At 65.7% G+C, this 26,076-nt stretch carries 24 protein-coding genes, 1 pseudogene and 1 riboswitch; of the genes and pseudogenes, 15 read left to right on the plus strand and 10 right to left on the minus strand.

Annotated elements, in window-relative coordinates:
* The first annotated feature begins 40 nt into the window (after positions 1 to 40).
* The 4 genes from ACFJI2_RS05455 (at position 41) to ACFJI2_RS05470 (ending at position 4,204) form a co-directional block, all read left to right on the plus strand.
* On the plus strand, positions 41 to 2,185 hold the full coding sequence (locus tag ACFJI2_RS05455; RefSeq protein WP_377704085.1) for a S46 family peptidase: 2,145 nt from the start codon (positions 41 to 43) through the stop codon (positions 2,183 to 2,185).
* 94 nt (positions 2,186 to 2,279) lie between these two features.
* Positions 2,280 to 2,903, plus strand: coding sequence for a nicotinamide riboside transporter PnuC (pnuC, locus tag ACFJI2_RS05460; protein ID WP_377704086.1), 624 nt, complete (start codon positions 2,280 to 2,282; stop codon positions 2,901 to 2,903).
* A gap of 24 nt (positions 2,904 to 2,927) precedes the next feature.
* Entirely contained in the window at positions 2,928 to 3,461 is a 534-nt protein-coding gene (locus tag ACFJI2_RS05465; protein ID WP_377704087.1) for an AAA family ATPase, read from the plus strand.
* Positions 3,458 to 4,204: a hypothetical protein gene (locus tag ACFJI2_RS05470; RefSeq protein WP_377704089.1), complete on the plus strand. Its 747-nt coding sequence runs from the start codon at positions 3,458 to 3,460 to the stop codon at positions 4,202 to 4,204. Before ACFJI2_RS05465 ends, ACFJI2_RS05470 begins: the two co-directional genes overlap by 4 nt.
* Here ACFJI2_RS05470 and ACFJI2_RS05475 read toward each other — a convergent pair whose 3' ends face one another.
* The gene (locus tag ACFJI2_RS05475; protein WP_377704090.1) at positions 4,205 to 6,325 is read right to left on the minus strand and encodes a TonB-dependent siderophore receptor; all 2,121 of its coding nucleotides are present in this window, start codon (positions 6,323 to 6,325) and stop codon (positions 4,205 to 4,207) included.
* A gap of 48 nt (positions 6,326 to 6,373) precedes the next feature.
* Positions 6,374 to 6,473, minus strand: a riboswitch (TPP riboswitch).
* Positions 6,474 to 6,487: 14 nt separating this feature from the next.
* Positions 6,488 to 7,648 carry an iron-containing alcohol dehydrogenase gene (locus ACFJI2_RS05480; RefSeq protein WP_377704091.1) on the minus strand — a complete coding sequence of 387 codons (1,161 nt, stop codon included), beginning with the start codon at positions 7,646 to 7,648 and terminating at the stop codon, positions 6,488 to 6,490.
* A gap of 118 nt (positions 7,649 to 7,766) precedes the next feature.
* Here ACFJI2_RS05480 and ACFJI2_RS05485 point away from each other — a divergent pair, with 118 nt between their 5' ends.
* The 3 genes from ACFJI2_RS05485 (at position 7,767) to ACFJI2_RS05495 (ending at position 9,812) form a co-directional block, all read left to right on the plus strand.
* On the plus strand, positions 7,767 to 8,177 hold the full coding sequence (locus ACFJI2_RS05485) for a GFA family protein (RefSeq protein ID WP_377704093.1): 411 nt from the start codon (positions 7,767 to 7,769) through the stop codon (positions 8,175 to 8,177).
* A gap of 139 nt (positions 8,178 to 8,316) precedes the next feature.
* Positions 8,317 to 9,174: an STY0301 family protein gene (locus ACFJI2_RS05490; protein ID WP_377704095.1), complete on the plus strand. Its 858-nt coding sequence runs from the start codon at positions 8,317 to 8,319 to the stop codon at positions 9,172 to 9,174.
* A gap of 98 nt (positions 9,175 to 9,272) precedes the next feature.
* Positions 9,273 to 9,812 carry a DUF488 family protein gene (locus ACFJI2_RS05495; RefSeq protein WP_377704097.1) on the plus strand — a complete coding sequence of 180 codons (540 nt, stop codon included), beginning with the start codon at positions 9,273 to 9,275 and terminating at the stop codon, positions 9,810 to 9,812.
* Here ACFJI2_RS05495 and ACFJI2_RS05500 read toward each other — a convergent pair.
* The 4 genes from ACFJI2_RS05500 to ACFJI2_RS05515 are packed head-to-tail and all read right to left on the minus strand — an operon-like array spanning position 9,809 to position 12,791.
* Positions 9,809 to 11,083: an RNA polymerase sigma factor gene (locus tag ACFJI2_RS05500; protein WP_377704098.1), complete on the minus strand. Its 1,275-nt coding sequence runs from the start codon at positions 11,081 to 11,083 to the stop codon at positions 9,809 to 9,811. The genes ACFJI2_RS05495 and ACFJI2_RS05500 overlap by 4 nt on opposite strands.
* A 7-nt stretch (positions 11,084 to 11,090) precedes the next feature.
* Complete coding sequence (locus ACFJI2_RS05505) at positions 11,091 to 11,828, minus strand: YciI family protein (RefSeq protein ID WP_377704099.1); 738 nt, start codon at positions 11,826 to 11,828, stop codon at positions 11,091 to 11,093.
* Between the two features lie 31 nt (positions 11,829 to 11,859).
* Complete coding sequence (locus tag ACFJI2_RS05510; RefSeq protein ID WP_132138072.1) at positions 11,860 to 12,294, minus strand: YciI family protein; 435 nt, start codon at positions 12,292 to 12,294, stop codon at positions 11,860 to 11,862.
* A gap of 11 nt (positions 12,295 to 12,305) precedes the next feature.
* Positions 12,306 to 12,791 carry a VOC family protein gene (locus ACFJI2_RS05515; RefSeq protein WP_107875088.1) on the minus strand — a complete coding sequence of 162 codons (486 nt, stop codon included), beginning with the start codon at positions 12,789 to 12,791 and terminating at the stop codon, positions 12,306 to 12,308.
* 227 nt (positions 12,792 to 13,018) lie between these two features.
* On the opposite strand from ACFJI2_RS05515, the gene ACFJI2_RS05520 reads away from it, so the two are divergent.
* Positions 13,019 to 14,398 carry an MFS transporter gene (locus tag ACFJI2_RS05520; protein WP_377704100.1) on the plus strand — a complete coding sequence of 460 codons (1,380 nt, stop codon included), beginning with the start codon at positions 13,019 to 13,021 and terminating at the stop codon, positions 14,396 to 14,398.
* 54 nt (positions 14,399 to 14,452) lie between these two features.
* On the opposite strand, the gene ACFJI2_RS05525 is transcribed toward ACFJI2_RS05520, so the two are convergent.
* Positions 14,453 to 15,352, minus strand: coding sequence for a hypothetical protein (locus ACFJI2_RS05525; protein ID WP_377704101.1), 900 nt, complete (start codon positions 15,350 to 15,352; stop codon positions 14,453 to 14,455).
* An 81-nt stretch (positions 15,353 to 15,433) separates the two neighbouring features.
* Here ACFJI2_RS05525 and ACFJI2_RS05530 point away from each other — a divergent pair, with 81 nt between their 5' ends.
* The 4 genes and pseudogenes from ACFJI2_RS05530 to ACFJI2_RS05545 all read left to right on the plus strand — a co-directional run bounded on the left by ACFJI2_RS05530 (position 15,434) and on the right by ACFJI2_RS05545 (position 18,282).
* Positions 15,434 to 16,426 (plus strand): LacI family DNA-binding transcriptional regulator, encoded by a 993-nt coding sequence (locus ACFJI2_RS05530; RefSeq protein ID WP_377704102.1) that lies wholly within the window; start codon positions 15,434 to 15,436, stop codon positions 16,424 to 16,426.
* A 177-nt stretch (positions 16,427 to 16,603) separates the two neighbouring features.
* Positions 16,604 to 17,129, plus strand: a pseudogene (locus ACFJI2_RS05535) (2,4-dienoyl-CoA reductase); the annotation flags it as partial.
* A 36-nt stretch (positions 17,130 to 17,165) separates the two neighbouring features.
* Complete coding sequence (locus ACFJI2_RS05540; RefSeq protein WP_377704103.1) at positions 17,166 to 17,684, plus strand: nuclear transport factor 2 family protein; 519 nt, start codon at positions 17,166 to 17,168, stop codon at positions 17,682 to 17,684.
* 16 nt (positions 17,685 to 17,700) lie between these two features.
* Positions 17,701 to 18,282 (plus strand): flavin reductase family protein, encoded by a 582-nt coding sequence (locus ACFJI2_RS05545; RefSeq protein ID WP_107875126.1) that lies wholly within the window; start codon positions 17,701 to 17,703, stop codon positions 18,280 to 18,282.
* On the opposite strand, the gene ACFJI2_RS05550 is transcribed toward ACFJI2_RS05545, so the two are convergent.
* From ACFJI2_RS05550 to ompR, 3 genes are all read right to left on the minus strand, one after another.
* The gene (locus ACFJI2_RS05550) at positions 18,258 to 19,262 is read right to left on the minus strand and encodes a diguanylate cyclase domain-containing protein (protein ID WP_377704105.1); all 1,005 of its coding nucleotides are present in this window, start codon (positions 19,260 to 19,262) and stop codon (positions 18,258 to 18,260) included. The genes ACFJI2_RS05545 and ACFJI2_RS05550 overlap by 25 nt on opposite strands.
* A 75-nt stretch (positions 19,263 to 19,337) precedes the next feature.
* Positions 19,338 to 20,696, minus strand: coding sequence for an ATP-binding protein (locus ACFJI2_RS05555; protein ID WP_377704106.1), 1,359 nt, complete (start codon positions 20,694 to 20,696; stop codon positions 19,338 to 19,340).
* 17 nt (positions 20,697 to 20,713) lie between these two features.
* Entirely contained in the window at positions 20,714 to 21,481 is a 768-nt protein-coding gene (gene ompR, locus ACFJI2_RS05560) for a two-component system response regulator OmpR (protein WP_107875135.1), read from the minus strand.
* Between the two features lie 178 nt (positions 21,482 to 21,659).
* Between ompR and ACFJI2_RS05565 the strand changes: the two genes are divergently transcribed.
* The 3 genes from ACFJI2_RS05565 (at position 21,660) to ACFJI2_RS05575 (ending at position 25,975) form a co-directional block, all read left to right on the plus strand.
* Positions 21,660 to 22,022, plus strand: a complete 363-nt coding sequence (locus ACFJI2_RS05565; RefSeq protein ID WP_377704107.1) for a hypothetical protein — start codon at positions 21,660 to 21,662, stop codon at positions 22,020 to 22,022.
* Positions 22,023 to 22,207: 185 nt separating this feature from the next.
* Positions 22,208 to 24,088 (plus strand): flagellar assembly protein A, encoded by a 1,881-nt coding sequence (locus tag ACFJI2_RS05570; protein ID WP_377704108.1) that lies wholly within the window; start codon positions 22,208 to 22,210, stop codon positions 24,086 to 24,088.
* A 9-nt stretch (positions 24,089 to 24,097) separates the two neighbouring features.
* Entirely contained in the window at positions 24,098 to 25,975 is a 1,878-nt protein-coding gene (locus ACFJI2_RS05575) for a flagellar assembly protein A (protein ID WP_377704109.1), read from the plus strand.
* Positions 25,976 to 26,076 lie beyond the last annotated feature (101 nt).

A 26,076-nucleotide genomic window follows, 5' to 3' on the forward strand; every position in this document is an offset into this window, starting at 1 on the left:
AGGTCTATACTGCCGCAGCTTTTCATCTTAGGGGATTATCTTGTTCAAAACGCTAGCTTTTTCAGCATTGCCGGCCGCCTTGCTGGCCGCCTTCAGCCCTGCACACGCCGACGAAGGCCAGTGGCAGCCGCACCAGCTGCCGCAGCTCAAGGCCGAGCTGAAACGCATCGGCATCGCCATCCCGGCAGAAAAACTGGCCGACCTGTCCAAGCACCCGATGAGCGCCATCGTCTCCACCGACGGCTGCTCCGCCTCCTTCGTGTCGCCAGACGGCCTGGTGGTCACCAACCACCACTGCGCCTACGGCGCCATCCAGCGCAACTCCACGCCGGAGCACAACTACATCGCCAACGGCTTCCTGGCCAGGACGCGCGACGCCGAGCTGCCGGGCGGCCCCAACCTGCAGGTCTACATCACCGACAAGGTGGAAAACGTCAGCAGCCGCGTGCTGCAAGGCCTGGACAAGCTGGGCGGCAAGGCGCGCCATGAAGAAGCGCAAAAGCGCATCAAGGCCCTGATCGCCGAATGCGAAACCGACAAGATGTACCGCTGCTCGGTGCCCAGCTTCCACCGCGGCGCCGAGTACTACCGCATCCGCCAGATGCAGATCCGCGACGTGCGCCTGGTGTACGCGCCGTCCGACAAGATCGGCAACTACGGCGGCGACATCGACAACTACGAATGGCCGCGCCACACCGGCGACTACTCCTTCCTGCGCGCCTACGTCGGCAAGGACGGCCGCCCGGCCGACCCGTCGCCGGACAACGTGCCGTACAAGTCGAAGGACTTCCTGGTGGTCTCGGCCGAAGGCCTGAAGAACGGCGACCCCATCCTGCTGGCCGGCTACCCGGGCCGCACCAGCCGCTACAAGCTGCCGGTTGAAATCCGCAACGCGCGCGACTCGGCCTATCCGCTGCAGGCGGCCGAATACCAGGCCGACCTGGACACCATCGCCGCCGCCACCAAGGGCGACGAAGCCGGCGTGGTGCGCTACGCCAGCGTGGTCAAGAGCATCAACAACCGCATGAAGAAGACGCTGGGCCTGATGGACGGCTTCGCGCGCAAGGACCTGGCCGCCGTCAAGGACGCGCAGGACGCCGAATTCCGCGCCTGGTACGCCAAGCAGCCCGGCGTGTCGTCCGCCATGCTGGCCGAACTGGACGCGGCGATCGCCGCCGACATGGCCCTGTCCGACGAAGAATTCGCCTGGGGCGTGGCCACCAATAGCGACCTGCTGAAAAGCGCGCGCACCCTGTACCGCCTGGCGCTGGAGAAGCAGAAGCCGGACGCCGAGCGCAAGGCCGGCTACCAGCAGCGCGACGTGAGCCCGATCAAGGCCCGCCTGAGCCGCCTGGAGCAGTCCTTCACGCTGAAGGTGGACCAGGCCCGTTTCGCCGACGGCCTGGCGCGCTACGCCAAGCTGGCCGCCAAGTCCCACCCGCAAGGGCTGGACGCGCTGCTGCCGCAAGTGGCCGACGTGCCGGCGCTGTACGCGCAGTCGAAGCTGGGCGTGACCGCCGAGCGCCTGGCGCTGATGGACAAGGACGCCGCCGCCATCGCCGCCTCCGACGACGCCTTCCTCAAGCTGGCCGTCAAGCTGCACGCGGTAGGCCTGTCGCTGGAAGAGCGCCGCTCCGAAGTGGACGGCAACCTGGAACGCGTGGTGCCGCAATACATGGCCGCCGTCATCGCCTGGAAAAAATCCCAGGGCAAGCCGGTCTACCCGGACGCCAACTCCACCTTGCGCGTCACCTACGGCACCGTGTCGGCCTACTCGCCGAAGGACGGCCTGACCAAAGGCCCGTTCACCACCGTGGAAGGCATCGTCGAGAAGCACACCGGCAAAGACCCGTTCATCGCCCCGGACAACCTGATCGAAGCGGTGAAGGCCAAGCGCTACGGCCAGTTCAAGGACCCCGTGCTGGGCACCGTGCCGGTAAACTTCCTGAGCAGCGCCGACACCACCGGTGGCAACTCCGGCTCGGCCGTGATGAACAAGCACGGCGAGCTAATCGGCCTGAACTTCGACTCGACCTACGAATCGATCACCAAGGACTGGTACTTCGACACCGCCATCACGCGCGCCATCCACCTCGACATCCGCTACATGCTGTGGGTCATGAAGGAAGTCGACCACGCCGACAACCTGCTGAAAGAAATGACCATCAAGTACCCTAAAAAATAAAAGGGGTCAGGGTTAATTAATGAGGGGCCGGCTTCAATATTGAGCCCGGCCCCTTTTTGCGTCATAATCGGCGGTTCTCCTTCGATCGCCCGCCATGAATGAATCATTTGCCCTGTTCGGGCTGAGTACCACGCCCATTGAGCTGATTTCCTTCGTGCTCTCCGTGCTCACGGTGCTGCTCAACATCCGCCAGAACCACTGGGCGTGGCTGTTCGCCATCCTGTCCTCGGCCACCTATGGCGTGGTGTTCTATGGCGCGCGCCTGTACGGCGACATGGCGCTGCAGCTGGTGTTCATCAGCGTGTCGTTCTGGGGCTGGTACCAGTGGCTGCACGGCGACGCCACCCACGACCAGCTCCCGGTCACCCGCACCACGCAGCGCGGCCTGCGGCTGGCCGCCGCCGGCTGGGCCGTGGGCTTCGCCGTCCTGGCCTGGTTCCTGCACCGCTACACCGACACCGACGTGCCGAAGACCGACGCCTTCCTCACCGCCGGCAGCCTGGTGGGCCAGTTCCTGCTGTCGCGCAAGAAGCTGGAGAACTGGCACGTCTGGATCATCGTCGACGTGATCTACGTGGCGCTCTACATTCACAAAGGGCTGATGCTGACCGCGCTCCTGTACGCCATGTTCGTGGCCATGGCCGCCGTCGGCCTGCTGGCGTGGAAGAAGTCCATGGGCGAGGGCGGCGCCGCGGCCGAAGCGATGGTGCTGAAATGATGGTGCTGAAATGATGGAGGCCGCGTGACGCCCGCGCTGCGCGTAGCCATCGTCGGCTCCGCGTCCTCCGGCAAGACCACGCTGGCGGCGCGCCTGGCGCAGCACTACCGCACCATCTGGGTGCCGGAGTACCTGCGCGAGTTCGTCGACACCGAGGCGCGCCTGCCGGTGTCGTCCGACCAGATCCACATCGCCCGCACCCAGGTGGCGCGCGAGGAAGCGGCCTTGCCGCAGGCGCGCCGCTTCCTGTTCTGCGACACCACGCCGCTGATGACGGCCGTCTACAGCCGCCACTACTTCGGCGGCGTGGACGCCGAACTGGCCGCGCTGGCCGCCGCGCACCGCTACGACATCACCCTGCTGTGCGCCCCGGACCTGCCCTGGGTGCCCGATGGCCTGATGCGCGAACCCGAGGACGCCAGCGGCCCGGTCAGTGCGCTGCTGCTCGATGAACTGGCTGCGCGTGGCATTCCGTACACACTGGTGAGTGGTTCACCTGAACAACGCTTGATGAAAGTCGAGCAAGTGCTGGGCAGCCCTGCTACATTAGCGGGATGAACAGAGCACCCGCCGTCCTCTCCTTCGTCCTGGCCGCCGCGCTGCCGCCACCGGCCAACGCCGAAACCGGCTACTACCTGGTCTCCACCTATGACGTGGAAGGCCAGAAATCCATCGACTTCAAGTACTGGAACGCCGACTACAAGCGTTCCGCCAGCGTGTCCTCGCCCGAACTGGGCTTCGGCTACGGCGTCACCTCGCGCTGGTACACCGAAGTCTCGGCCGTCTGGGTACGCGTGCACGGCCGCTTCGACAAGCTGGCCGAGCTGGAGTGGCAGAACGACTACATGCTCACGCAAGGCCAGTATCCTTTCGACCTGGCGCTGCACACCACCATCGGCCGCAGCGACGCGCGCGGTGCCAACGGCGCGCACAGCTACAGCACGGAGATCGGCCCCGTGCTGCAGACGGAGGTCTGGCGCACGCAGTTCAACTTCAACGTGTTCCTGCAGCGCGACTACCGCACCGGCGAACCGGAACAGACCCAGCTGGTCTATCAGTGGCAGGTGAAGCAGCGCTGGAAAAGCTGGCTGCAGCCCGGCATGCAGGGCTTCGGCGAAGTGGGGAAATGGAACGACTGGCTGCCGGAAAAGCAGCGCTCGCACCGGCTTGGACCGGCGGTATTCGGCTCGCGCGACGTGGGCGCAGGCCAGCAGCTCAAGTACGAGGCGGCCTGGCTGATCGGCAGGAATTCAGCCCGCACGGCGAAAAGCTTCACCATGCGGGTGCAGTACATCTTCTAGTTAAAAGTCAAACTGCGCGGACAGCTTGACGGTGCGCTCCGCGCCCGGGAACAGGTAGCCGCCCAAGTCCGGCGTGGCGTCGCGCCAGTAGAACTTGTCGGTGGCGTTGTAGACCTGCGCGCGGAAGGTGGCGGCGGTGGCTCCGATCTTGGTGGCGTAGGAGGCTCCCAGGTTCAGGGTGCTGTAGCTCGGCACGAAGAAAGTGTTCTCCGGGTCGAAGGCCTTCTTGCCCGCGTGCTGCCAGTTGGCGTTGACCTTCAGCCCGGCCACTTGCGGCACCGCGTATTCCGCATACAGCGACGATTTGAACTTCGGCACGTTGGTCACGCGCTTGCCATCCAGGCTGGCCTGGCCGGTACCGCTTTGCTCGGTGTTCAGCGCCATGGCGGAGAAGGCCAGCATCAGGTCCGGCGTGAGGTGGCCTTGCGCCGACAGCTCCAGGCCGCGATGCTCGGCGCGGCCGTTGCGCACGTAGGTGTTGCCGGCGTCGGTGTACTCCAGGCCTTTGCGGATCTGGAACACGGCCATGGCCAGGCTCAGGTCCTTGTACAGGTCCGCCTTCACGCCCAGTTCGATCTGCTTGGACAGCGACGGCGACAGCGCCTGCTTCTGGTTGTTCGTCAGCTTGGGCGCGATGCCGCCGCGCTCCAGGCCCTCGGCCCAGCTGGCGTAAGCCGACACGTTGGCGCGCGGCGCAAACACCAGCGACACGTTCGGCAGCCAGAAGCTTTCGTCGGTGGGCGCCACGGCGGCCAGCTGGTTGCGCTCAACCTGGGTATGGCGCGCGCCGGCATGCAGCGTGAGCTGGTCGGTCAGGCTCGCTACGTCCTGGAAGAACACGGCGCGTTCGCGGTCGCTGCGGCGCTCGGTCACCGGGCCGCTGGTCAAGCCGGTCGGCTGCACCACCACCGGGTGGTAGATATTGCTGGTGCCCGCGTATTCATAGACATCGTCGCCCCACTTCTCGCTGTTCCTGAAGAAGGAATAGCCGGCCGTGACGGCGTGCTTGACGCCGCCGGTGGCGAATTTACCCTGCACCATGGCCTGCACGGATTGCGGCTTCTTGCGCTCGCCCAGGCTCACGTAGTCGTACACGTCGTAGTCGCCGTTGGAGCAGAAGCCGGGATACAGATTCTGCGCGCCGCAGCCGTAAGGGAAGGCGGTGTAGTCGTCGCGCTTGAAGGAGTGGCTGTTGGCGCTCACGGTGGCGTTCCAGTTCTGGTTGAACTGGTAGGTGAAGCGCGCGCCGATGTTGCTGCTCTCGGTCTGCACCGGGTAGCTCCACGGCTGGTTGTTCAGCATGGTATCGGCCGGGATGTTGGGCAGCGTCTGGTTGTCAATCAGCTGGAAGCCGGGCACGGACACCTGCGACTTTTTCTGGTAGTCCGCGTCCAGCTGCAGCAGCGCCTGCGGCGAAATCTGCCAGTCGAAGGCGCCCGAGACGAAGTTGCGGTGGCCGTCGGCGCCCTTGACGTAGGAGCGCAGGCGCTCGCTGGCCACGTTTACGCGGTAGCCAAACCGGCGGTCTTCGAAGCGGCCGCCCACGTCCACGGCGCCCAGCAGCGTGCCGCGTTCGCTCGCTTCTATGGTGACCGAGCGCAGCGGCGTAGCGGTAGGGCGCTTGGTCACATAGTTGATGATGCCGCCCGGCGTGGCCATGCCGGCCTGCAGGCCAGCCAGGCCTTTCAGCACTTCGATGGATTCCTTGTTCTCCAGCGGGATCTGGGTGTCGCCCGGGATGATCAGGCCGTCCTTGCGGTAGCTGCTGCCGTTATCAAGATTGAAGCCGCGGATCGAGAACTGCTCTGCATAGCCGACCGCGTTGTAGGCGTCGCTGATGCTGGCGTCGAACTTGGCGGCGTCGGTGGTGGAGCGGATGTTCAGCTCCTGCATCTTCTCGCGGTTCAGCACCGTCACGGAGGCCGGCGTGTTCAGCAGCGGCATATCGGTGAAGCCGGCCACGGAAGCACCCTGGGCGCCGGTCTTGCCGGTGATGACGACCACGTCGGCCATGGTGGCTTCGGCCGGCGCGGCGGGCGCATCCTCGGCGAAGGCGGAAACGGCAAAGGCTTGGGAGACCGCCAGGGCGATCGTGCTAACTGCTAAATTTCGTGCGGACATTTTGGGCTCTCATCAACAAAGGGAGCCAACGGAAGGGAACAAAGGAGGGGAAACAACTTTGCGCTTTCCTTCGCTGGCATTATCCAGATCAGGTACGAAGGGTATCTCTCACCCGGAAAACGCGTTCCCAGGACCCCTAGCGAATTACAAGTGTAACATGATTTACAAGCTGAGCTCCAGCGCCGCGCGGGCGGCTGCGGCGTCCACGTCACGATGTTCGCCCAGCTTCACCATCTTGTGCGCCTCCAGCGCGGCCACCACGGCGTCGATCGCGGCGGCGTCCAGCCCGTAGCCGGACAGGCGCGTCTTCACGCCCATCTGCTCGAAGAAGCCGCGCGTGCGCGCGATGGCGGCGGCGATGCGGCTGTCCTCATCGCCCTCGCTGATGCCCCATACGCGCGCCGCATACTGCAGCAGCTTGGCGCGCTTGGCTTGCTGGCGCACCGTGAGGATGCCCGGCAGGACGACGGCCAGCGTCTGCGCGTGGTCCAGGTGGTACAGGGCGGTCAGCTCGTGGCCGATCAGGTGGGTGGCCCAGTCCTGCGGCACGCCCACGCCGATCACGCCGTTCAGCGCCATGGTGGCGCTCCACATCACGTTGGCGCGCGCATCCAGGTTGTCCGGCTCGGCCAGCGTTCTCGGGCCTTCCTCGATCAGCGTGAGCAGCAGGCCTTCGGCCCAGCGGTCCTGCACCGGCGCGTTCACAGGGTAGGTCATGTATTGCTCCATCACGTGCACGAAGGCGTCGACCACGCCGTTGCCCACCTGGCGCAGCGGCAGCGTGAAGGTCTTGCCCGGGTCCAGCACGGAAAACTGCGGGAACACATGGCGGCTGTGGAAGGCGCGCTTTTCCTGCGTGGCCGCGCGCGTGACGACGCTAGCCGCGTTCATCTCCGAGCCGGTGGCGGGCAAGGTCAGCACGCTGCCGAAGGGCAGGGCGGCGCTGATGTTGGTGCCGCCTTTTTTCAGGATCAGCCACGGGTCTTCGTCGCCGAACAGCGCCGCCGCGGCCACGAACTTGGTGCCGTCAATCACCGAGCCGCCGCCCACGGCCAGCAGGAAGTCGATCTTCTCGGCCTTCACGATGTCCACCGCCTTCATCAGCGTTTCGTAGTGCGGGTTGGGCTCGATGCCGGAGAATTCGATGACCGTATGGCCGCTCAGTGCCGCCTTCACTTCCTCGTAGACGCCGTTGCGCTTGATGCTGCCGCCGCCGTACAGCATCATCACGCGCGCGCCGGCCGGCACCAGCGGCGTAATGGCCGCGATCTGGCCCTGGCCGAACAGGATTTGAGTGGGATTGTAAAAGTCGAAGTTAAGCAAGGCGTGCTCCTGATAGATATGGCTGGCCAGATGTGGCTGGCTTGAGCCCGCCATTATCGCTCAGCGACGGAAAACGCGTTGGCGCCTACAATGCAGTAAACGCCATCGGGAGGACGACATGGATACCCAAACTGCCTGGACCGGCGGCTGCTATTGCGGCGCGGTGCGCTACGAAGCGCGCGGCCCCGTGGCTGGCAGCACGCTGTGCCACTGTGAAAGTTGCCGCAGCATCGCCGGCGCGCCATGCGTGGCCTGGTTCACCATCCCGCTGGCGGGTTTCCGCTACACGCTGGGCGCGCCGCAGTGCTTCGCATCCAGCCCGGGTGTCACGCGCTGCTTCTGCGCCCGCTGCGGCGCCCACCTGACCTACGAATCCGCCAGCGGCCCCGGCTTCATCGACGTCACCACCTGCAGCCTTGACGACCCCGAAGTGCTGCCGCCGCTCGACCATACCCAGGTGGAGGGCCAGTTAGGCTGGCTGCACCTCGGCGACGGCCTGCCGCGTTATCCACGCAGCCGCACACCCTAAGCTTGCGTTTCCCAGTGCTGGCGCCGGACGCGGCACGTTTCACCGCATTTTCTTGTGCGCAGTCAAAAGGGTTTTCCCTCAGGCCGCAACAGTGATCCTTTTTTGTCGAACAGGAGGATGACAGGCTGACAATGCCTGGGTGGCCTTTGACGAGGATGATGAGGGAAACCATCCCTACTTTTTCGGCGGATTCGCTGACGGTCCGCCTGAAAGAATGGCTGCGCTCATGCACTCCGCTGAGACACAACACGGCAAGGACAAGGTCCTGATCTACGACTTCGTCGCCCCGCAGCAGCCGTGGCTGGTGCGCTCCTACACGGGAACCTCGCTGGCGCTGAACCGCAACCTGCCGCCCGCCACAAAACAGTGCCGCGTAACGCTGGATTACACGCCCCGGTTTGCCAGCACGAAGCGAATCGAGTGTGACCGATGGCGGCCTCTCCGGACTTGCATTTCTATGTGGAAATACGGCAAACTTGGCTGTGCGGTTCCCTGGGAAACTGGAGTGGAGTATGGAGGACGGTATTCAGTGCTTTTAACAGCAGAAAAATTTGGCGATGCACTGGACCTGTTTCGCGTGCTCCCGGAACGCATTACTTCAGTCGACGAAGTGACGTTCCGGCGCGTCTATGGACATGAGGAAGCGAGCATAGAAAAGAATATTGTCTATGTATTTCGCACGGAAAAGCCTATTCCCCGTCTTAGGGGGGAAAGCGATGTAGTGTATATCGGCCAGACTAAAGGCACCTTCAGGCAGCGCTATCTCCCATCGGCGGCGCTGCATGCCACTTCCAGGGCGAACAAGATGAAGTTCGAGCATCTGGTGCAGGAATATGGACCCATCAGGATAGCGCTTGCGTCGCACACCCATTTCGGCGAGTCGCTTTTAAAGGCCGAGGGCCAGCTCTTGTGGTGGTACTTTCAAAATCATTGCGAATACCCGCCCGTCAATTACACCAAGACAACCGTCAGGAACGACGCTGTCCTGGTCGGATAAGTCCTTGACCCGGCCGTCCGGCTTCGCATTGCCGGATGGTGCGCTGCGCACGCAACACGCGTGCCAGAATGTGGGCGGAGCTATCGCGGGAGCTGCGCATGACACAGGAATTGATCTGCACCATCGGCCATTCGAACCGCACCATTGAGGACTTCATCGGGCTGCTGCGCCAGAACGGCATTGCCTGCCTGCTCGATATCCGCACGGTGCCCAAGTCGCGCCATAACCCGCAGTTCGGCCAGGACCAGCTGCCGGCCTCGCTGGCCGCAGCCGGCATCGAGTACCGCTACCTGCCCGGCCTCGGCGGCCTGCGCCGCGCGCGCAAGGATTCGCCGAATGCCGGCTGGCGCAACATGTCCTTCCGCGGCTATGCCGATTACATGCAGACCGAGGAATTCGCGGACAACGTCGATACCGTCATCGAACTGGGGCGCAGCAAGGCCTGCGCGCTGATGTGCGCCGAGGCGGTGCCGTGGCGCTGCCACCGTTCGCTGGTGGCCGATGCCTTGCTGGTGCGCGGAGTGCCTGTCGATGAGATCATCGACGTCCGCCAGCGGCGTCCGCACAAGCTCACGCCGTTCGCCCGCGTCGAAGGCTTGCGCATCACGTATCCGCCCGAGCAGACCGAGGACAGCTAAGGCGCGGGCAGCTCGCCGCAGGCGGCGGCGCGGGTCAGCAGGAGGTCGCGCTCGCGCTCGTTTTGCGTCAGCGCGGCGGCGCGCTCGAATTCGGCGCGGGCTTCGCGCTTGCGCCCCAGCTTGAACAGGAAGTCGCCGCGCACGCTGGGCAGCAGGTGGTAGTTCTTCAGCGCCGGTTCGTCCAGCAGCGCGTCGGCCACTTCTAGGCCGGTTTCGGGGTCGAAGGCCATCGACAGGGCCACCGCGCGATTCAGTTCCACCACCGGCGAGGGCGCCAGCTGCGCCAGGCCGTCGTACAGCGCGGCGATGCGGTGCCAGTCGGTGTCTTCGGCGCGGCGCGCACGGGCATGGCAGGCGGCGATGGCCGCTTGCAGCGCGTACGGCCCCAAGCCGCGCCCGATCTGCTCGGCGCGCGCCAGCGCCGCCAGGCCGCGCCGTATCAAGAGCTGGTCCCAGCGCGAGCGGTCCTGTTCCAGCAGCAGCACCGGGGCGCCGCGCGCGTCGGTGCGGGCGCGGGCGCGCGAGGACTGGATTTCCATCAGCGCCACCAGCCCGTGCACCTCGGGTTCCTGCGGCGCCAGCTCGGCCAGCACGCGGCCCAGCCGCAGCGCCTCTTCGCACAGGGCGGGGCGCATCCAGTCCGCGCCCGCGCTGGCGGAATAGCCCTCGTTGTAGATCAGGTAGACCACCTGCAGCACGGACGCCAGCCGCTCCACCAGCTCGTGCCCGCGCGGCACGTCGAACGGCACCTTGGCCTCGGCCAGCGTGCGCTTGGCGCGCACGATGCGCTGCGCCACCGTGGCTTCCGGCACGAAGAAGGCGCGCGCGATTTCGTCGGTGGTAAGGCCGCCCAGCAGGCGCAGGGTCAGTGCCACGCGCGCTTCGGTGGACAGCACCGGGTGGCAGGCGACGAACACCAGGCGCAGCAGGTCGTCGCCGATATTGTCGTCCAGCGCGCGCTCCAGGTCCGGCGCGGCGTCCTGCAGCAGGCCTTCGATTTCGTAAGTGAGTTCGGCTTCCTTGTCCTGCTCCAGCTTGCGGTGGCGCAGATGGTCGAGGGCGCGGTTCTTGGCCACCGTCATCAGCCAGGCGGCCGGGTTGTCGGGCGTGCCGCTGTCGGGCCAGCGCTCCAGCGCGCTCACCAGTGCGTCCTGCGCGATTTCCTCGGCTTGGCCGACGTCGCGCAGCATGCGCGCCAGCACGGCGATGATCTTGGCCGATTCGATGCGCCAGACCGCTTCAATGGCGCGGTGGATGCCTTGCTGGTTCATGCCCGGCTTACGACACGTGCACGCTGCGCAGTTCCACCACCACGTCCATTTCCGGCGGCTGCGGGTAAGGATAGTTCTTCACCCAGTCCATCACGCCTTCGATGGACTCGGCCTGCACCAGCCAGTAGCCGGCGATCAGTTCCTTCACTTCGGTGTACGGCCCGTCGATGATGGACGGCTTGCCACCGCTGAACTTCACGCGCGCTCCCTTGGACGAGGCGCGCAGCCCTTCGCCCGCCAACGCAATGCCGGCACGGATGCCGGCCAGGTTGGCGCGGTTCATGGTGTCGATGATGGCGGCGGGCGGCTCCAGGTCCGCCTCGCTGCCGGCGTCCGAGCGCAGCAGCACGGCGTAGGGCTGCATGCCCGGCTTGAGTTGCGCCGGCTGCAAATCCGCCGGCGCGCCTTGCGGCGGCGTTTGCATGTCGAAGCCCACGCAGCCGCCCGGGCAGCCGGCCTGGCGCACTTCCAGCTCGGCATGGCCCTCGGCGTCCGCCACGGGCCACTGGCTGGCCCACAGCGCCGCCTGTTCGCGGCTGTCGGCTTCGATGAAGGCGTAGCCGGCCACCAGCTCGCGCGGGTCGAACGGGCCTTCATCGCTCACGCGCCACTGGCCGCCGCTGCGCGTCATGCGCAAGCCGCTGGCGCTGGGATGCAACCACTTCGCCGACGGCATGGCGCGCACCAGTTCAGGCGACGGGAAGCCCGCCGTTTCCGATACCTTGTCGCCCCTGCGTAAGATCATGAATTGCATCCTGCTCTCCTTTATTGATTGCTCAGTGCTGTTTCTGCAGCTCCGCCGCCTTCGCCATGATGCGCTGTTCCTGCTCGCGCAATTCCGGCGTGAACTCGGCGCCGAAATCGTCCATCTCGAACACCTGGCGGATCTCGATGTCGGACTCGCTCTCCATCGGATTGGGGCAGCGCTTCACCCATTCAATCGCCTCTTCCAGCGACTTTACCTGAACCAGCCAGAAGCCGGCAATCAGCTCCTTGGTTTCGGAGAACGGGCCGTCGATCACGGTGCGGTTCTTGCCCGAGAAACGCACGCGCACGCCGCGCGAACTCGGGTGCAGGCCTTCGCCGGCCAGCAGCACGCCGGCGTTCACCAGTTCCTCGTTGAACTTGCCCATCGCCGTCAGCAACTCCTCGCTGGGCATCTTGCCGGCCTCGGATTCCGGGCTGGCCTTCACTATCAGCATGAATCTCATGGCGCTTCCTTTCAGGCTTCCTTGCCGGGGCAGTTTTCGGACATGGATTGCTTCATTTCCTCCTGCATTTGTTCCGGCGTCATGTCGCGCTTGTGCGTGGCAATGGACCAGACGTGGCCGAACGGGTCCACCACCATGCCGTAGCGGTCGCCCCAGAACATGTCGGCCGGCGGCATCTTCGCTTCGGCGCCGGCGGCCACGGCCTGGTTGTAGACCTGGTCCACGTCTTCCACATACATATGCAGCACGACGGGGGAACCCTTCAGCGCTTTCGGGCCGACGCTGCCCCAGTCGGGGAAGTCGTCCACCAGCATCACGATGGCGTTGCCGATCTTGACCTGGGCGTGCATGATCTTGCCGCCCGGGCCGGGCATGCGCGCCATTTCCACCGCGTTGAACGCTTTTTTGTAGAACTCGATTGCGTCAGCGGCGCCTTCGCACACCAGGTGCGGCGTTACTGTTTGGAAACCTTGTGGGATCGGGGCAACTTGGGTCATGGCTATCTCCTTGCTAAGTGTTTAGATAAGTGATCAAGGCTGAACGCAACTGCGGCGCTCATACTCACACGACGGACGGAGAAACGCCAGATCGACACGCTACATAAATATATTTTTGTACTATTTTTTGCTTGCCTGCCGCCCCTCAAGGTTGTACGATGACATACAACTTAGAGGTCCCGTGGAGATAGGGGCCGGAACGACCAACCAGAATAAGTGAATTCCCCATGAACCTGAGTGAGCCTGTCAGCCAGCAAGTTATTGGCAAATACCGGTGGACCATCTGCGCGCTGCTGTTTTTCGCCACCACCGTCAACTATCTGGACCGCCAGGTGCTCAGTCTGCTGGCGCCGGACCTGTCCAAGGAATTCGGCTGGTCCAATAGCGACTACGCCAACATTACCGCCGTGTTCCAGTTCGTCTACGCCATCTCGATGCTGTTCGCCGGCCGCGTGGTGGACCGCATCGGCACCAAGCAAGCTTACGTGCTGGCCATTGTCATCTGGTCGATAGGCGCCATCATGCACGCCTACTCGGTGCCGATGGGCGAGGGCATCGCCAAGGTGCTGGGCGCCTTCGGCATGGCCGCCATTCCCGTGTCGATCGCCGGCTTCATGCTGTCGCGCGCGGTGCTGGCGGTGGGCGAGGCGGGCAACTTCCCGGCCGCCATCAAGGCCACGGCGGAATACTTCCCGCGCAAGGAACGCTCCTTCGCCACCGGCATCTTCAACTCGGGCGCCAACATCGGCGCCGTGCTGGCGCCGCTGACGGTGCCATGGATCGCCATTAACTGGGGCTGGCAAGCGGCCTTCATCGTCATCGGCGCGGTCGGCTTCCTGTGGATGCTGGCCTGGCAGCTGATGTACGACACGCCGGACCGCCAGAAACGCCTGTCGGCCAGCGAACTGGCCTACATCCGCAGCGACGCCGTGGCCACCGCGCCGGCGGCGCCGGCCGGCGAGAAGACGTCCTGGTTCAAGCTGCTGGGCTACCGCCAGACCTGGGCCTTCGCCTTCGGCAAATTCATGACCGACGGCGTGTGGTGGTTCTTCCTGTTCTGGCTGCCGAAGTACCTGTCGGTGCAGTACGGCATGGGCAAGGAAGACATCGTCGTGCCGCTGGCCGTGCTCTACAGCATGACCATGGTGGGCAGCATCGGCGGCGGCTGGTTCCCGGCCTACTTCATGAACAAGGGCATGCACGCCTACGACGGCCGCATGAAGGCCATGCTGGTGATCGCGCTGTTCCCGCTGGTGGTGCTGCTGGCGCAGCCGCTGGGCTACATCAGCTTCTGGGTGCCGGTGCTGCTGATCGGCGTGGGCGCCTCGGCGCACCAGGCGTGGTCGGCCAACATCTTCACCACCGTGTCCGACATGTTCCCGCAAAAGTCGGTGGCGTCCGTGGTGGGCATCGGCGGCATGGCCGGCGGCCTGGGCGGCGTGGCCGTGTCCAAGGTCGGCGGCTGGCTGTTCGACTACTACGGCGCGCTGGGCCAGATCCAGACCGGCTACATGATCATGTTCACCTTCTGCGCACTGGCTTACCTGGCCGCGTGGGGCGTGATGAAGACCCTGGTGCCCAAGCATAAGGAAATCACGGACCTGTAATCCGGTTGCGTCATCCGGTGGCGTGCCCAAAGGCCCGGCAGCGAGCGAACTTGCTTACTGCCGGGCCTTTTGCGTTTCCAGCCGCTGGCGGAAATTCTGCGCGATGCGTTCCGCCTGCGCGTTGGCGGCGGCGATCTGCTCCGGCGTGAGATTGTCCTTCAGGAAGGCGAACATATTGCCGCTGTACGGGCCGTCTGCCACGTGGGGGTTTTGCTGCTGGTCGATGCGCTGCAAGGCGCTGTGGTAGGTGTAGGCCAGCACCGGATCTTTGGGGATGGCGAGCCAGCCGCTCAGGTGGCCGGTCCACAGCGTGTTCAGGCTGCCCAGGTCCCCATTCATGGCTTGCCTGGTCAATTGCTCCAGCGCCTGCTGCTTCCATTCGATCACCAGCGGATCGTCCGGCCGCGTGTTCAGGGCGTCGCGGTCGCCGAACGGGCCAGCCACCATGAAGGCGGTGTCCGCGCCCATCACCCCGGCCCTGGCGGCCGCCGCCAGATACTCGATGCGCGCGCGCCGATGCAGCTCGGTCAGGCTGGTGCAGACCTTCGCTTCCGCAGCTTTCTCCGCGCCGGTCATGTCACGCGCGTCCGGGAAATGCAGGAAGGGCAGCGTGCCCAGCCTCTGGAAGGTCATGCAGTCGTCAATGAGGTTGTAGGCCCGGTACTTGTCTTCCGGCGTGCCGCTGGCCGCCAGCGTATCGACCTGCTGCGCCAGCGGCACGGGATCGGCCGGCACGGTCCCGGCGAGCGGCGCGCTGCCGAGCGCGCTGAACCAGCTGTTGTTGCTGTTGTTGTTACCGCTGTTGTTACCGTTGCCGGGGACCGGTTGCGCAGCAGCATGGGCCGGCGCGCCGGCTGGCGCCGGTGTCCGGTTGGCGCCGTGCTGCATCACGCCCCAGGCGCCCAGCGCGGCGATGGCGGCGGCAGCGGCCAGCTTCATTCTTTGCATCGTCATGGCTGCAAGACTAGCAGATATGGCTTGGCGCCGTGATAAGATCGTCTTCCTTTCGTGCAAGCATACAGCGCTGACTGCCACATGAAGAAAAGTGTTCCGACCATACGCGACGTCGCTGCTGCCGCAGGCGTATCGACTGCCACTGTGTCCAAGTTCGTCAACGGCGCGCAGCGCTTTTCCCCGCCGGTGGAAGACACCATCAAGCGCGTGATCGCGGAACTGGGATACCGCTCCAATCCGCTGGCGCAGTCCATGATCACCGGGCGCACCAAGACCGTCGGCCTGTCCGTGCTGGACATCACCAACCCGCATTTCACCAGCATTGTGAAAGGGGCCAACCGCGTGGCGCAGGCGCATGGCTACACGGTGCTGCTGATCGACACCGAGGAAAGCCCGGAACGTGAGCGTCCCATGCTGGAAGCGCTGAGCCGCCGGGTGGACGGCATGCTCGTCTTCTCGCGCCTGGCCGAATCGGATTTGCGCTGGCTGGCGGACATGGACCGGCCGCTGGTGTGCTTCGGCCGCCTGAGCGAGCTGGCCGTGCCCGCCGTGACCAGCGACGACCACCGCGGCGCCTACATGCTCACGCGCCACCTGCTCACGCAAGGCCACCGCCGCATTGCCTACCTGGGCTTTTCCCGGTCGCGCCGCGACGAGGAGCGCAGGGCCGGCGTCAAGGAATGCCTGGCCGCGCACGGCATGGAGCTGACCGTATTCGACAGCACTGCGCCATCGTCCGCCGAAGGCGAGCGCATGTGCTCGTCCATCATGCTGAGCGGCGAACATCCCGATGCACTGATCTGCTACAACGACCTGATGGCGCTGGGCTTCATGAAGGCAGCGCAGACACTGGGCTTCCGCCTGCCTGCCGAGATCTCGGTGGCCGGCTTCGACAATATCCAGTTCGGCAGCTACAGTTCGCCTGCGCTCACCTCGGTGGACCTGCAGAGCGAGCGCATGGGCGTGGCGGCGATGGAGAAACTGCTTGCCATCATCGACGGCAAGGCGGCCGACCACTGCACCGCGATCGAACCGCAACTGATCCTGCGCGCTTCCACCATGAACCGGAACTGAGCCCATGCCGCATTTCGCAGCGGCTGCGGCGGCACGCGGGATGCGCATTTCGTGCCGCTGTGCGGCAGCGGCGCCGGCAACCTGCGTGTATCGCTTGTCCATCAATGACCTCTCTCAAGATTTAACTTCAAGCTCTGTAAGCTTGAAGCCGGCTTGAAGGTCAAGCGTCCGCGCGTGCCTGCTCCAGCGCCAGTATCCATTCCGCCTCCGGCGCGTAGGCATTTCAACACGCCCTTCGCGATGACGGAGGAGGTGATTGCCGACGTGATCTGGCGCTTCGCGGTCACCGCGCGGCTGGGCGAGCAGGCCGGCTTCACCGGCGTGGAGGTCCACGCGGCCCACGGCTATTTGCTCAGCCAGTTCCTTTCGCCGCTGAGCAACCGGCGTGCGGGCGCCTGGGGTGGTTCGGGTAGGCATGGTCGGCATTGGCACGGCGCTGGCCATCGTGCCCCACCTGCCGCGCGACTGGCGCGCCGGCAAGGATGATGCGCCAGCCTTGCCGCCCATCGCGTGGAAGAACAAGACGCTGGCCTCGCTGGCGAATATGGCGGCCGTCAAATTCCAGCTGCGCAAACTCAGTCACGGCAAGGCGCCCCATCCCCAGGTGTCGCCGCTGCGCGCGCTGGTGGTGCAGCAGATCGGCAACCTGTTCCGCGCGCGCCAGTACCGCAACTTGATGGCGCAGCGCGCACGGCCTTCCTGAGATATGATGGCGTTCTTGTAAATTACTCAATACGCCATGACCCATTCCTTCTTCCGCCGGGCAGCGCTTGGCGCCGCCGCGCTGCTGGCCAGCGCCGCCATTTACGCTCAGCCGCCTGCGCCCGCCGGCAGCCCCGAAGACATCAAGGCCATCACCCGGGTCACCGAGGAATTCCAGGCCGCCATCATCGCGAAAGACGCGAAACGGCTGTCGGCGCTGGTGCTCAACCCGCATATCCTGTTCACGTCGCCGGCTTCCGATGAATACGTCAGGAAGAGCCGCGAGACGACGGACGTGAACGACGACGGCATGGACGGTGCCGGCTACCGCAGTTTCGCGCGCCTCATCGCCAACACCAAGGTGCCGCTGCAGGAGAAGTTCTACAATGTGAAGATCACGCAGGACGGCCATGTGGCCTGGGTGGTGTTCGACTACGAATTCCTGCGCGAGAACAAGGTGAGCAACTACGGCGTCGAGAGCTGGAACATGGTCAAGCGCGACGGCAAATGGAAGATCTTCAGCGTGGTGTGGTCCGCGCACTACCCGCCAGGCTAGGACGGAAAGGAAGCAATTGGATAGCCATATCGCACCGGTGGAGCTGCAGAAGGCCTACCGCTTGATCAACCACGGTCCCACGGTGCTGGTGTCGGCCCGCCACGGCGGCGTGGACAACGTGATGGCCGCCGCCTGGGCCTGCGCGCTGGACTTCTCGCCGCCCAAGCTGACGGTGGTGCTGGACAAGGCCACCGGCACGCGCGCGCTGGTGGACGGGAGCGGCATGTTCGTGATCCAGGTGCCCACCGTGGCGCAGCTGCGCCTGACCCACCAGGTGGGGACCAGCAGCATGGCGGACACGCCGGACAAGCTGGCGCGCGCCAGCGCGAACCTGTTCAGCATCCCGGGCCACGATTTGCCCTTCGTGGCGGGCTGCTCGGCCTGGCTGGCGTGCAAGGTGATCCCCGAGCCGCACAACCAGGCCACGTACGACCTGTACATCGGCGAAGTGGTGGGCGCGTGGGCGGACACGCGCGCCTTCGAGAACGGGCACTGGAAATTCGAGTCGGCCGATCCGTGCTGGCGCAGCCTGCATTACGTCGCGGGCGGCCAGTTCTATGCCACCGGCGAAGCTCACGTCGCGGACGACGGGGCCTGATCGGGCGGCGTGCCGACGATGACGCAGTTGCGGCCGGCCTTCTTGGCCACGTACAGCGCGCGGTCGGCCGCGCCCAGCATGGCGGCGGCGTCGCTTAGTTCCGTCTTGCTGAAGGTGGCCACGCCGATGCTGAGCGTGACGTTGGGATGCATGGCGGCCGGCGCGTGCGGCACGTCGAGCGCGGCCACGCGCGCGCGGATGGCTTCGGCCACGATCTGCGCCTGCGCCAGGTCGGTGTCCGGCAGCACGGCTGCGAATTCCTCGCCGCCGTAGCGCGCCGCCAGGTCGGCTGGGCGCTGCAGCGTAGCGGCGAAGGCTTCCGCCACCAGCGTCAGGCAGGCGTCGCCCTGCTGGTGGCCGAAGTGGTCGTTATAGGCCTTGAAGGAATCGATATCCATCAGCAGCAGCGACAGCGGCGTGTCGTTGCGGCTGGCGCGTTTCAGCTCGCGGCTGAGCGCCACGTTGAAGTGGCGGCGGTTGGCGATGCCGGTCAGGCCGTCCACGTAGGATTGCGCGCGCAGCGCCTCAGCCTGCACCCGCAACTGGCGCTCGCGGCCCATGGTGCTGCTCACGTTGCTCACTTCGATCAGGCAGTATTTCTCCTTGCCCTCCGTGAACGGCGTCACCGACACCGCCTGCTCCATGCGCTCGCCGCCCCAGGTGCCGGACGGGTAGAGCGGGAAGGGCGCGCGGTGCAGGCCATGCGGCAGGCTGGCGGCGGTGCCGTTCTGCAGCGCGCTGTGCACGGCCTGCTCGATGCGCTGGCCGCGCAGATCCTCGAACAGCTCGAACAGGTCGCTGCCCTGCACCCGGCTGGCGGACAGGCCGGAATGGCTGGCCATCCACTGGTTCCACAGCACGATGCGGTGTTTCGAGTCGATCACCGCCAGGCCCAGGTTGGCCAGGCCGATCACGCGGCCCCACAGGTTGGACAGGGGCGCGACGGCGGCGGCTGGGCGGGAGAGGGTATTTTCGGGCATGCAGAATTATAGCCACATGCCGGCAGGCGGCAAGGGGTATGCTTGATGGGCCGGGCGCCTAGCCCGAGCCTGGGCCTAGGCCATCACCTTCATGGTGATCTGGAACAGCAGGCCGCCGCCATCGCGGTTGCGCACCTGCAGTTCCGCGCCGTGGCGCAGCAGCACGCGGTCCACGATGGCCAGCCCCAGGCCGGCGCCGTTGGCCTGGCCGCGCGCGCTGTCCAGGCGCGTGAAGGGTTTCAGCAGTGCCTGGATCTGGTCGTCCGGCACGCCCGCGCCGTGGTCCTGCACCTCTATCGTCACGCGCTTGAAGGTGTGCATGCCCTTCACGCTGCACTTGATGTCGATCTCGGTGTAGTCGGTGTCCGGCGTCTTGCCGTAGCGGCGCGCGTTTTCGATCAGGTTGTTCAGCACCCGTTTCAGGTCGGTCGGGTTGCCCAGCACCGTGGCGCTGTCGGCGATATCGGTGGTAATGCGTACATCCTGCAGGCGGGCCGCCTCGTGCGCGGTTTCTTCCAGCAGCGCCGTCATGTCCACCGTGGTGAAGGTGGAGGCCTCGGTCGGCTTGGCGAAATCGAGGAACTGGCCGATGATGGCGTCCATCTGGCCGATGTCGGACTGGATGCCTTCGCGCGCCTCGTTCGACAGGTTGGCCATCTCCACTTCCAGTTGCATGCGCGCCAGCGGCGTGCGCAGGTCGTGCGAGATGCCGGCCAGGATCACGGCGCGGTCGGACTCGATCTGCTGCAGGTCTTCCACCATCTGGTTGAAGCTGCGGTTGGCCTGGATGATTTCGGCCGGGCCTTTTTCCGGCAGCTTGTCCGGGCGGCGGCCTTCGGCCAGCTCGCGCGTGGCGGCGGTCAGGCGCGCCAGCGGACGGTTGATCAGGCTGGAAATCAGCGCCGCACCCAGCAGCGACACCACCGACACCACGCTGGCCCAGCCCAGCCACTGGATGCCGGTCATGCCGCGGATGCGCTCGCGCTCCAGCATCAGCCAGTAGCGGTCCTCGCCGATATTGAAGCTGACCCAGAAGCCCGGCATGCCGTTCACGCTGCGCGAAAAGCGCGTGTCGGCGCCCAGCTTGGCTTTCACCAGCGCTTCGATGTCGGGCATCAGGGAATTGGCGGGCGGCGGCTCGACTTCGTCGTCGTCCTCCAGCGTGAACACGCGGATGCCCTCGTTCGACACCAGCTCGAACAGCAGCTCGCGCCGCAGCTCGGGCGCCGAGTGGGTGAGGGCGGCGTGGGTGATGGTGACCACGGAGATCACCTGGGCCGAGATCTGCTGCACCTGCGGCTCGCGCTGCAGCACGCTCACCAGGCCCACCCAGGCCGACATGCTGAGCGTGGTGAGCACGCCCATCAGCAGAAAGGTGCGCCAGAACAGCCCGCTCTTCAGCGACGACAGTTGGAAATAGCGGGACAGTTTCATGCGACGCTACCGGCAAGCTAGCGCGGCTGGCCCTCCGGAATGAACACATAGCCCAGGCCCCACACGGTCTGGATGTACAGCGGGCTCGATGGGTCCGGCTCGATCAGCTTGCGCAGGCGGGAGATCTGCACGTCCAGGCTGCGGTCGAACACTTCGTATTCGCGCCCGCGCGCCAGTTCCATCAGCTTCTCGCGCGACAGCGGCTGGCGCGCGTGGCGCGCGAACACTTTCAGCACCGAGAATTCGCCGGTGGTCAGCGGCACGGTTTCGCCGTTCTTCTTCAGCGTGCGCGTGCCCAGGTCCAGCACGAACTGGCCGAATTCGAAGGTCTGCGGGGTTTCCGACGGCGCGCCCGGAATCTCGTCGGGCTGCTTGCGGCGCAGCACGGCGCCGATGCGGGCCACCAGTTCACGCGGGTTGAAGGGCTTGGGCAGGTAGTCGTCCGCACCCATCTCCAGGCCGACGATGCGGTCCACGTCCTCGCCCTTGGCGGTCAGCATGATGATGGGGGTCTGGTCGCCGGCGCCGCGCAGGCGGCGGCAGATCGACAGGCCGTCCTCGCCGGGCAGCATCAGGTCCAGCACCAGCAGGTCGTAGCGCTCGCGCAGCCACAGCTTGTTCATGGCCGTGGCGTTCTCCGCCGTGAACACATTGAAGCCCTGTTCCGTGAGGTAGCGGCGCAGCAGGTCGCGCAGGCGGACGTCGTCATCCACCACCATGATCTTGGCTTGATGGCCGCCGCTGTGGGCGGAGCTGGGGCTGTTGCTGGAATCAGTCGAAGTCATAGTTGTCATGCTGTCAGAATTGTCTTAATTATGTTGCTATGGTAACGTCATATTCGCCGCAGGCAAACGTCCGTGCCAACCCATTACAAACTGTTACAAACTTTACCCAATTGGTCTTACCCCCGTGGGGAAATGTCCATACACTGGGCGCATGGCAGTAAAGCTACAGAGGAATACCATGAACAAGCATCCCGACAAACTGAACGCGGCGCGCCAAGCGTCCAAGCTGGTCCGCGCTTCCGTGGGAGCGCTGGCCGTCTGTACGCTGCTGGGCGCCGCTGTGCCGGCGCTTGCCTCCGGTCCCGATAATCCGCCGCAGCGCAAGGAAGAGCGCAGCGACCGCAACCGTAATGAAGACCGCGAACGCGCACAGCGCGACATGGAAGCGCGTGCCGAAGAGCGCCGCCGCATGCTTCAGGATAGCACCAACAATGCCGAAGCGTCGCGCCGGGTCCGCATGACGGCCGACGAGCGCCGTGACCTGCGCCGTCAGATCAACGAAGCGGGCGCCGAAGTCTACGCTTTGCCTCCCCGCCGTTGATCTGAGTCAGTCTGGCTGCACCTTCTGCTTCGCGGTGCATCATACGGCGTAGCATAGACGCATCAACGTATCGAAAATTCCCTGCCTTTCTTGACTTGCGTGTAACATTGGTTACTTGAGAGAATGCCGGCCGCCAGTCTGAACCACTGGGCCGGCATTTGGCGTAGGTCTGGAGGAGATTTGTGGTGGACAAAGTAGCAGACGCTGCGGCGACAGCATTGCCCCATGGCCTGATCCAGCGCCCGGACGGGGTGTATCTGGACGCATCCTTGCAGGGGCCGGTGTTCGTGGCGGCGATTAACCAGATATTCTCGGCCGGCGCCTTTCTCGCCGGGCTCGATTATGCCGTCTTCACCAAGGCCCTGTTCAACGTCGGACCGCCGCTGCCGCCCGGCCGCCCCGGCGAGGCGCTGATACGCATCGCAGACGCCATCAGCACGTTCGACTTGCAGCGCCGCGCGCTGTACCGTGCTGTGAAAATGGACAAGGAAATCGCCGAATACGTGTTCGAGCCGCTGTTCCTGGATGCCGTGGAACTGCCGGACGGCACCCTGATCCCCGAGCGCCCCGTCAAGCTGGACTTCGACGAGTTCGTGGCCGACATGTGGACCAAGGGCATCCGCTTCGGCATCGACGTCAAGAGCGTCAAGGCCGGCATTGCCGCCTCGCGCGGCGACCGCAGCACCGTGGCGCGCCGGCTGGAGCCGGGCAAGAGCATCGATGCGCACGTGGTGGAAGTGTCGCAGGACCTGCACCGCAGCGACGCGCCGCGCGAAAAAGCCGACGGCCGCGTGGACCTGAACAGCTTCCAGAACCGCTTCCCGCAGATCCGGCAGGGCATGCGCCTGCTGAAGAAAGTGCCCGGCGAACCGGGCGCGCCGGGCCTGGAGATGGCCGGCACGGCGCTGCTGCCGCAGCCGCCCAGCGACCTGGACTTCCGCCGCTGGGTGGGCGACGGCACCGTCATCGAGAACACGCCGGACGGCGAGTTCCTGGTGGCCGCGCAGGATGGCTTCCTGGACGTGGACGCCAAGAGCGGCAAGATCGCCGTGCGCGACAAGATCGTCAGCCGCGAAGGCGTGAGCGGGCGCACCACGGGCAACCTGGCGCTGGCCGGCGCCTTCGAGGAATTCGGCGACGTGCAGGAACTGCGCGCCGTGGACGGCAGCGACATCACCATACGCGGCAACGTGTTCGGCAACATCAATTCCACCGGCGGCACCATCGTCCTCGGCGCCAACCTGGTGGGCGGCAGCGCCTACAACGTCAAGGGCGATATCAAGGTCAAGGGAGTGGCCTCCGGCTCCACCCTGCGTACGCGCGACGGCGAGATCAGGATAGCCGGACGCGCCGAGAGCTGCGTCATCGTCGGCACCAGGGTCATCATCGAGGAAGCCTCCAACTGCGAGATCCTGGCGGACGAAGTGAAGATAGGCATGGCCGAAGGCTGCGCCGTGGCGGCGCGCCGCATCGACATTGAAAGCGCCGGGCCGCGCAAGCAAAGCGAAATGCTGGTGCTGGTGCAGGTGCCCGACATGGGGCCGATCAACGGTGAAATCGCCGACCTGGCGGCCAAGATCGACGCGCTGGAGCAGCTGCGCCAGCAGTTCCGCGACGAGGCCGAGCAGATCACCTCCATCCCGCAAGTGCGCGGCTACATGACGCTGACCGCGCAGATGCGCAAGGGCGAACTGACCTTGACGCCCGAGCAGGCGCCGCAGCTGAAGAAGATGGCGGCCGCCGTCGAGCCGCAGCTCAAGACCGTGGGCCACTTGCTGCAGAAGATGAAAGCGGCCGAGTCGCAGCAGATGGTGCGGCGCGCCCAGATCGAGGAGCTGCGCAAGCAGAAGCTGGCGTCGAACGGCCTGGCCGGGTGTAAGATCCAGATGGTGGCGGGTGAAACGCTGGTGCGCAGCATGCCCTTGAAAGAGGGCGCGCCGGCCGCCAGCCAGATGGCGCCCAAGGACGGCAAGGCCCTCCTGCGCGGGCCGCACGTGGGCTACGAGAGCCTGTTCTCCGACTCCCTCGGGTCGCTGGACTGGACCTATAGCGTCGAGCCGGAATAAGGAGGCGTGGTGCAGAACGACGTCCAGGCCGCAGAAGTAGCAGCGGAAGGCGAGCTGCCGTCGTCCATCGTCAAGCGCGCGGACGGCGTCTACTTCAAGGGCGGCGCGTCGCAGGCGGCCTGCGTGGCCGGCGCGAACCACTTCTTCCTGGCGGGCGCCTATTTCGCGGGGCTGGACTATGCGGTGTTCATCCGCATGCTGTACGGCGTGGGCGCCGAGCTGCCGCAGAACCTCAAGGACCAGCCACTGGTGCGCTTTGCCGGCAGCGTGGAGCCGTTCCCTGCGCACCGGCGCGAGCTGTATAAATCGGTGCGCATCGTCAACGGCGAGGCGGAGTACTACTTCGAGCCGGTATTCATCAACGTTCCCGACCTGCCGCCCGAGCCGGCGCGCCTGAACTTCGATGAATTCGTGGCCGACATGTGGGTCAAGGGCATCCGCTTCGGCATCGACGCGCCGGCCGTCAAGGCCACCATCGCCGCCGGCCGCGTGGTGCGGCTGATCGCGGCGCGCAAGCTGGCCGCCACGCCGGGGCGCGACGCGGCCATTGTCGAGGTATCGCAGAGCATCCACCGCAGCAACGCGCCGCGCGAGACGGCCAACGGCCGCTTCGACCTGCACACCTTCCAGAACCGTTTTCCGCAGGTGCAGCCGGGCGTGAAGCTGCTCAAGAAGGTGCCGAGCTCACCGGGCTTGCGCGGCTACGAGCTGTCCGGCATTCCGCTGGAACCGGCCGCGCCGCGCGACGTGGAACTGAGCAGCGTGGCCGGCGAGGGCACCATGCTGGAGCAGTCGGGCGGCGTGGAGTACCTGGTGTCGGCGGTGGAAGGCTTTATCAGCATCGACGGCAGCAAGAAGATGTCCATCGGCCCCAAGATCATCAGCCGCGAGGGCGTCAGCGTGCGCACCACCGGCAACCTGCAGCTGACCGGCGAGTACGAGGAATTCGGCGAGGTGCAGGAGCAGCGCCTGGTCGAGGGTGGCAACATCACGATCCACGGCGACGTGTTCGGCAACATCGTTTCGCGCGGCGGCAACATCGCGCTGCAGCGCAACCTGGTGGGCGGCAGCGCAGTCAACGCGGGCGGCAACGTGGCGGTGAAGGGCGTGGCTTCGGGCGCGGTGATCCAGACCAAGCTGGGCGAGGTGGTGCTGGGGCGGGCCGAGAGCTGTGTCATCTCGGGCACGCGGGTGGTGATCGGCGAAGCCAGCAACTGCGAAATCATCGCGGACGAGGTGCTGATCAAGACCGCCGAGGGCTGCGCCATCGCGGCCCGGCGCATCGAAGTGGGCAGCGCGGGGCCGCGCCGGCAGACCGAGATGCTGCTGTTTCCGCTGGTGCCCGATACGGCCAAGTATGACTTGGGCATCGCCGAGCACACCGAGCGCGCCGGGCGCTTCGGCGCGCAGGCACAGAAGTTCAAGGCGGAGCTGGATGCAATGACCAGCGAGCCCGAGCTGCGCAACTACCTGACGCTGGCCACCAGCGTGCGCAAGCAGGAAGTGATGCTCACGCCCGAGCAGCTGGCGCTGTTCCAGAAGATGGCCGTGTCGGTGGGACCGGCGCTGCGCCAGGTGGGCAAGCTCTCGCTCAGCGTGAAGGAGGCCAGGGCGCAGGAGGCCGTGGCGCTGGAGCAGGCGGCGCTGGTGCGCAAGCAGAAGGAAACCGTGATCGGCCACGGGCGCTGCACGGTGCGGCTGGTGACCGGCGACACCATTGCGCGCGAGATGAAGTTCAATCCGGACCTGGGGGCGCCGTACGACCGGCCTGCCAAGGAGATCAAGGCCCGGCTGCGCGGCAGCACCTCCGGCGTGGCAGCCATTTTCGCCGGCAGCAGCGGCTCGGTGGACTGGGCCGCAAATTCACCGTCCTTGCCGCCGGCGTAGCTTGGCGGCTTACGCGCTGCGCGCTAAGCCGCCCTACGGTCACCGCAACGTGGCAGCCCGTGGGGCGGGTCAGGTGCAGCCGTAACCCGCCGCAGCGCCGC

The organism is Pseudoduganella sp. UC29_71 (genome assembly GCF_042693265.1).
Classification (GTDB): Bacteria; Pseudomonadota; Gammaproteobacteria; order Burkholderiales; family Burkholderiaceae_D; genus Rugamonas.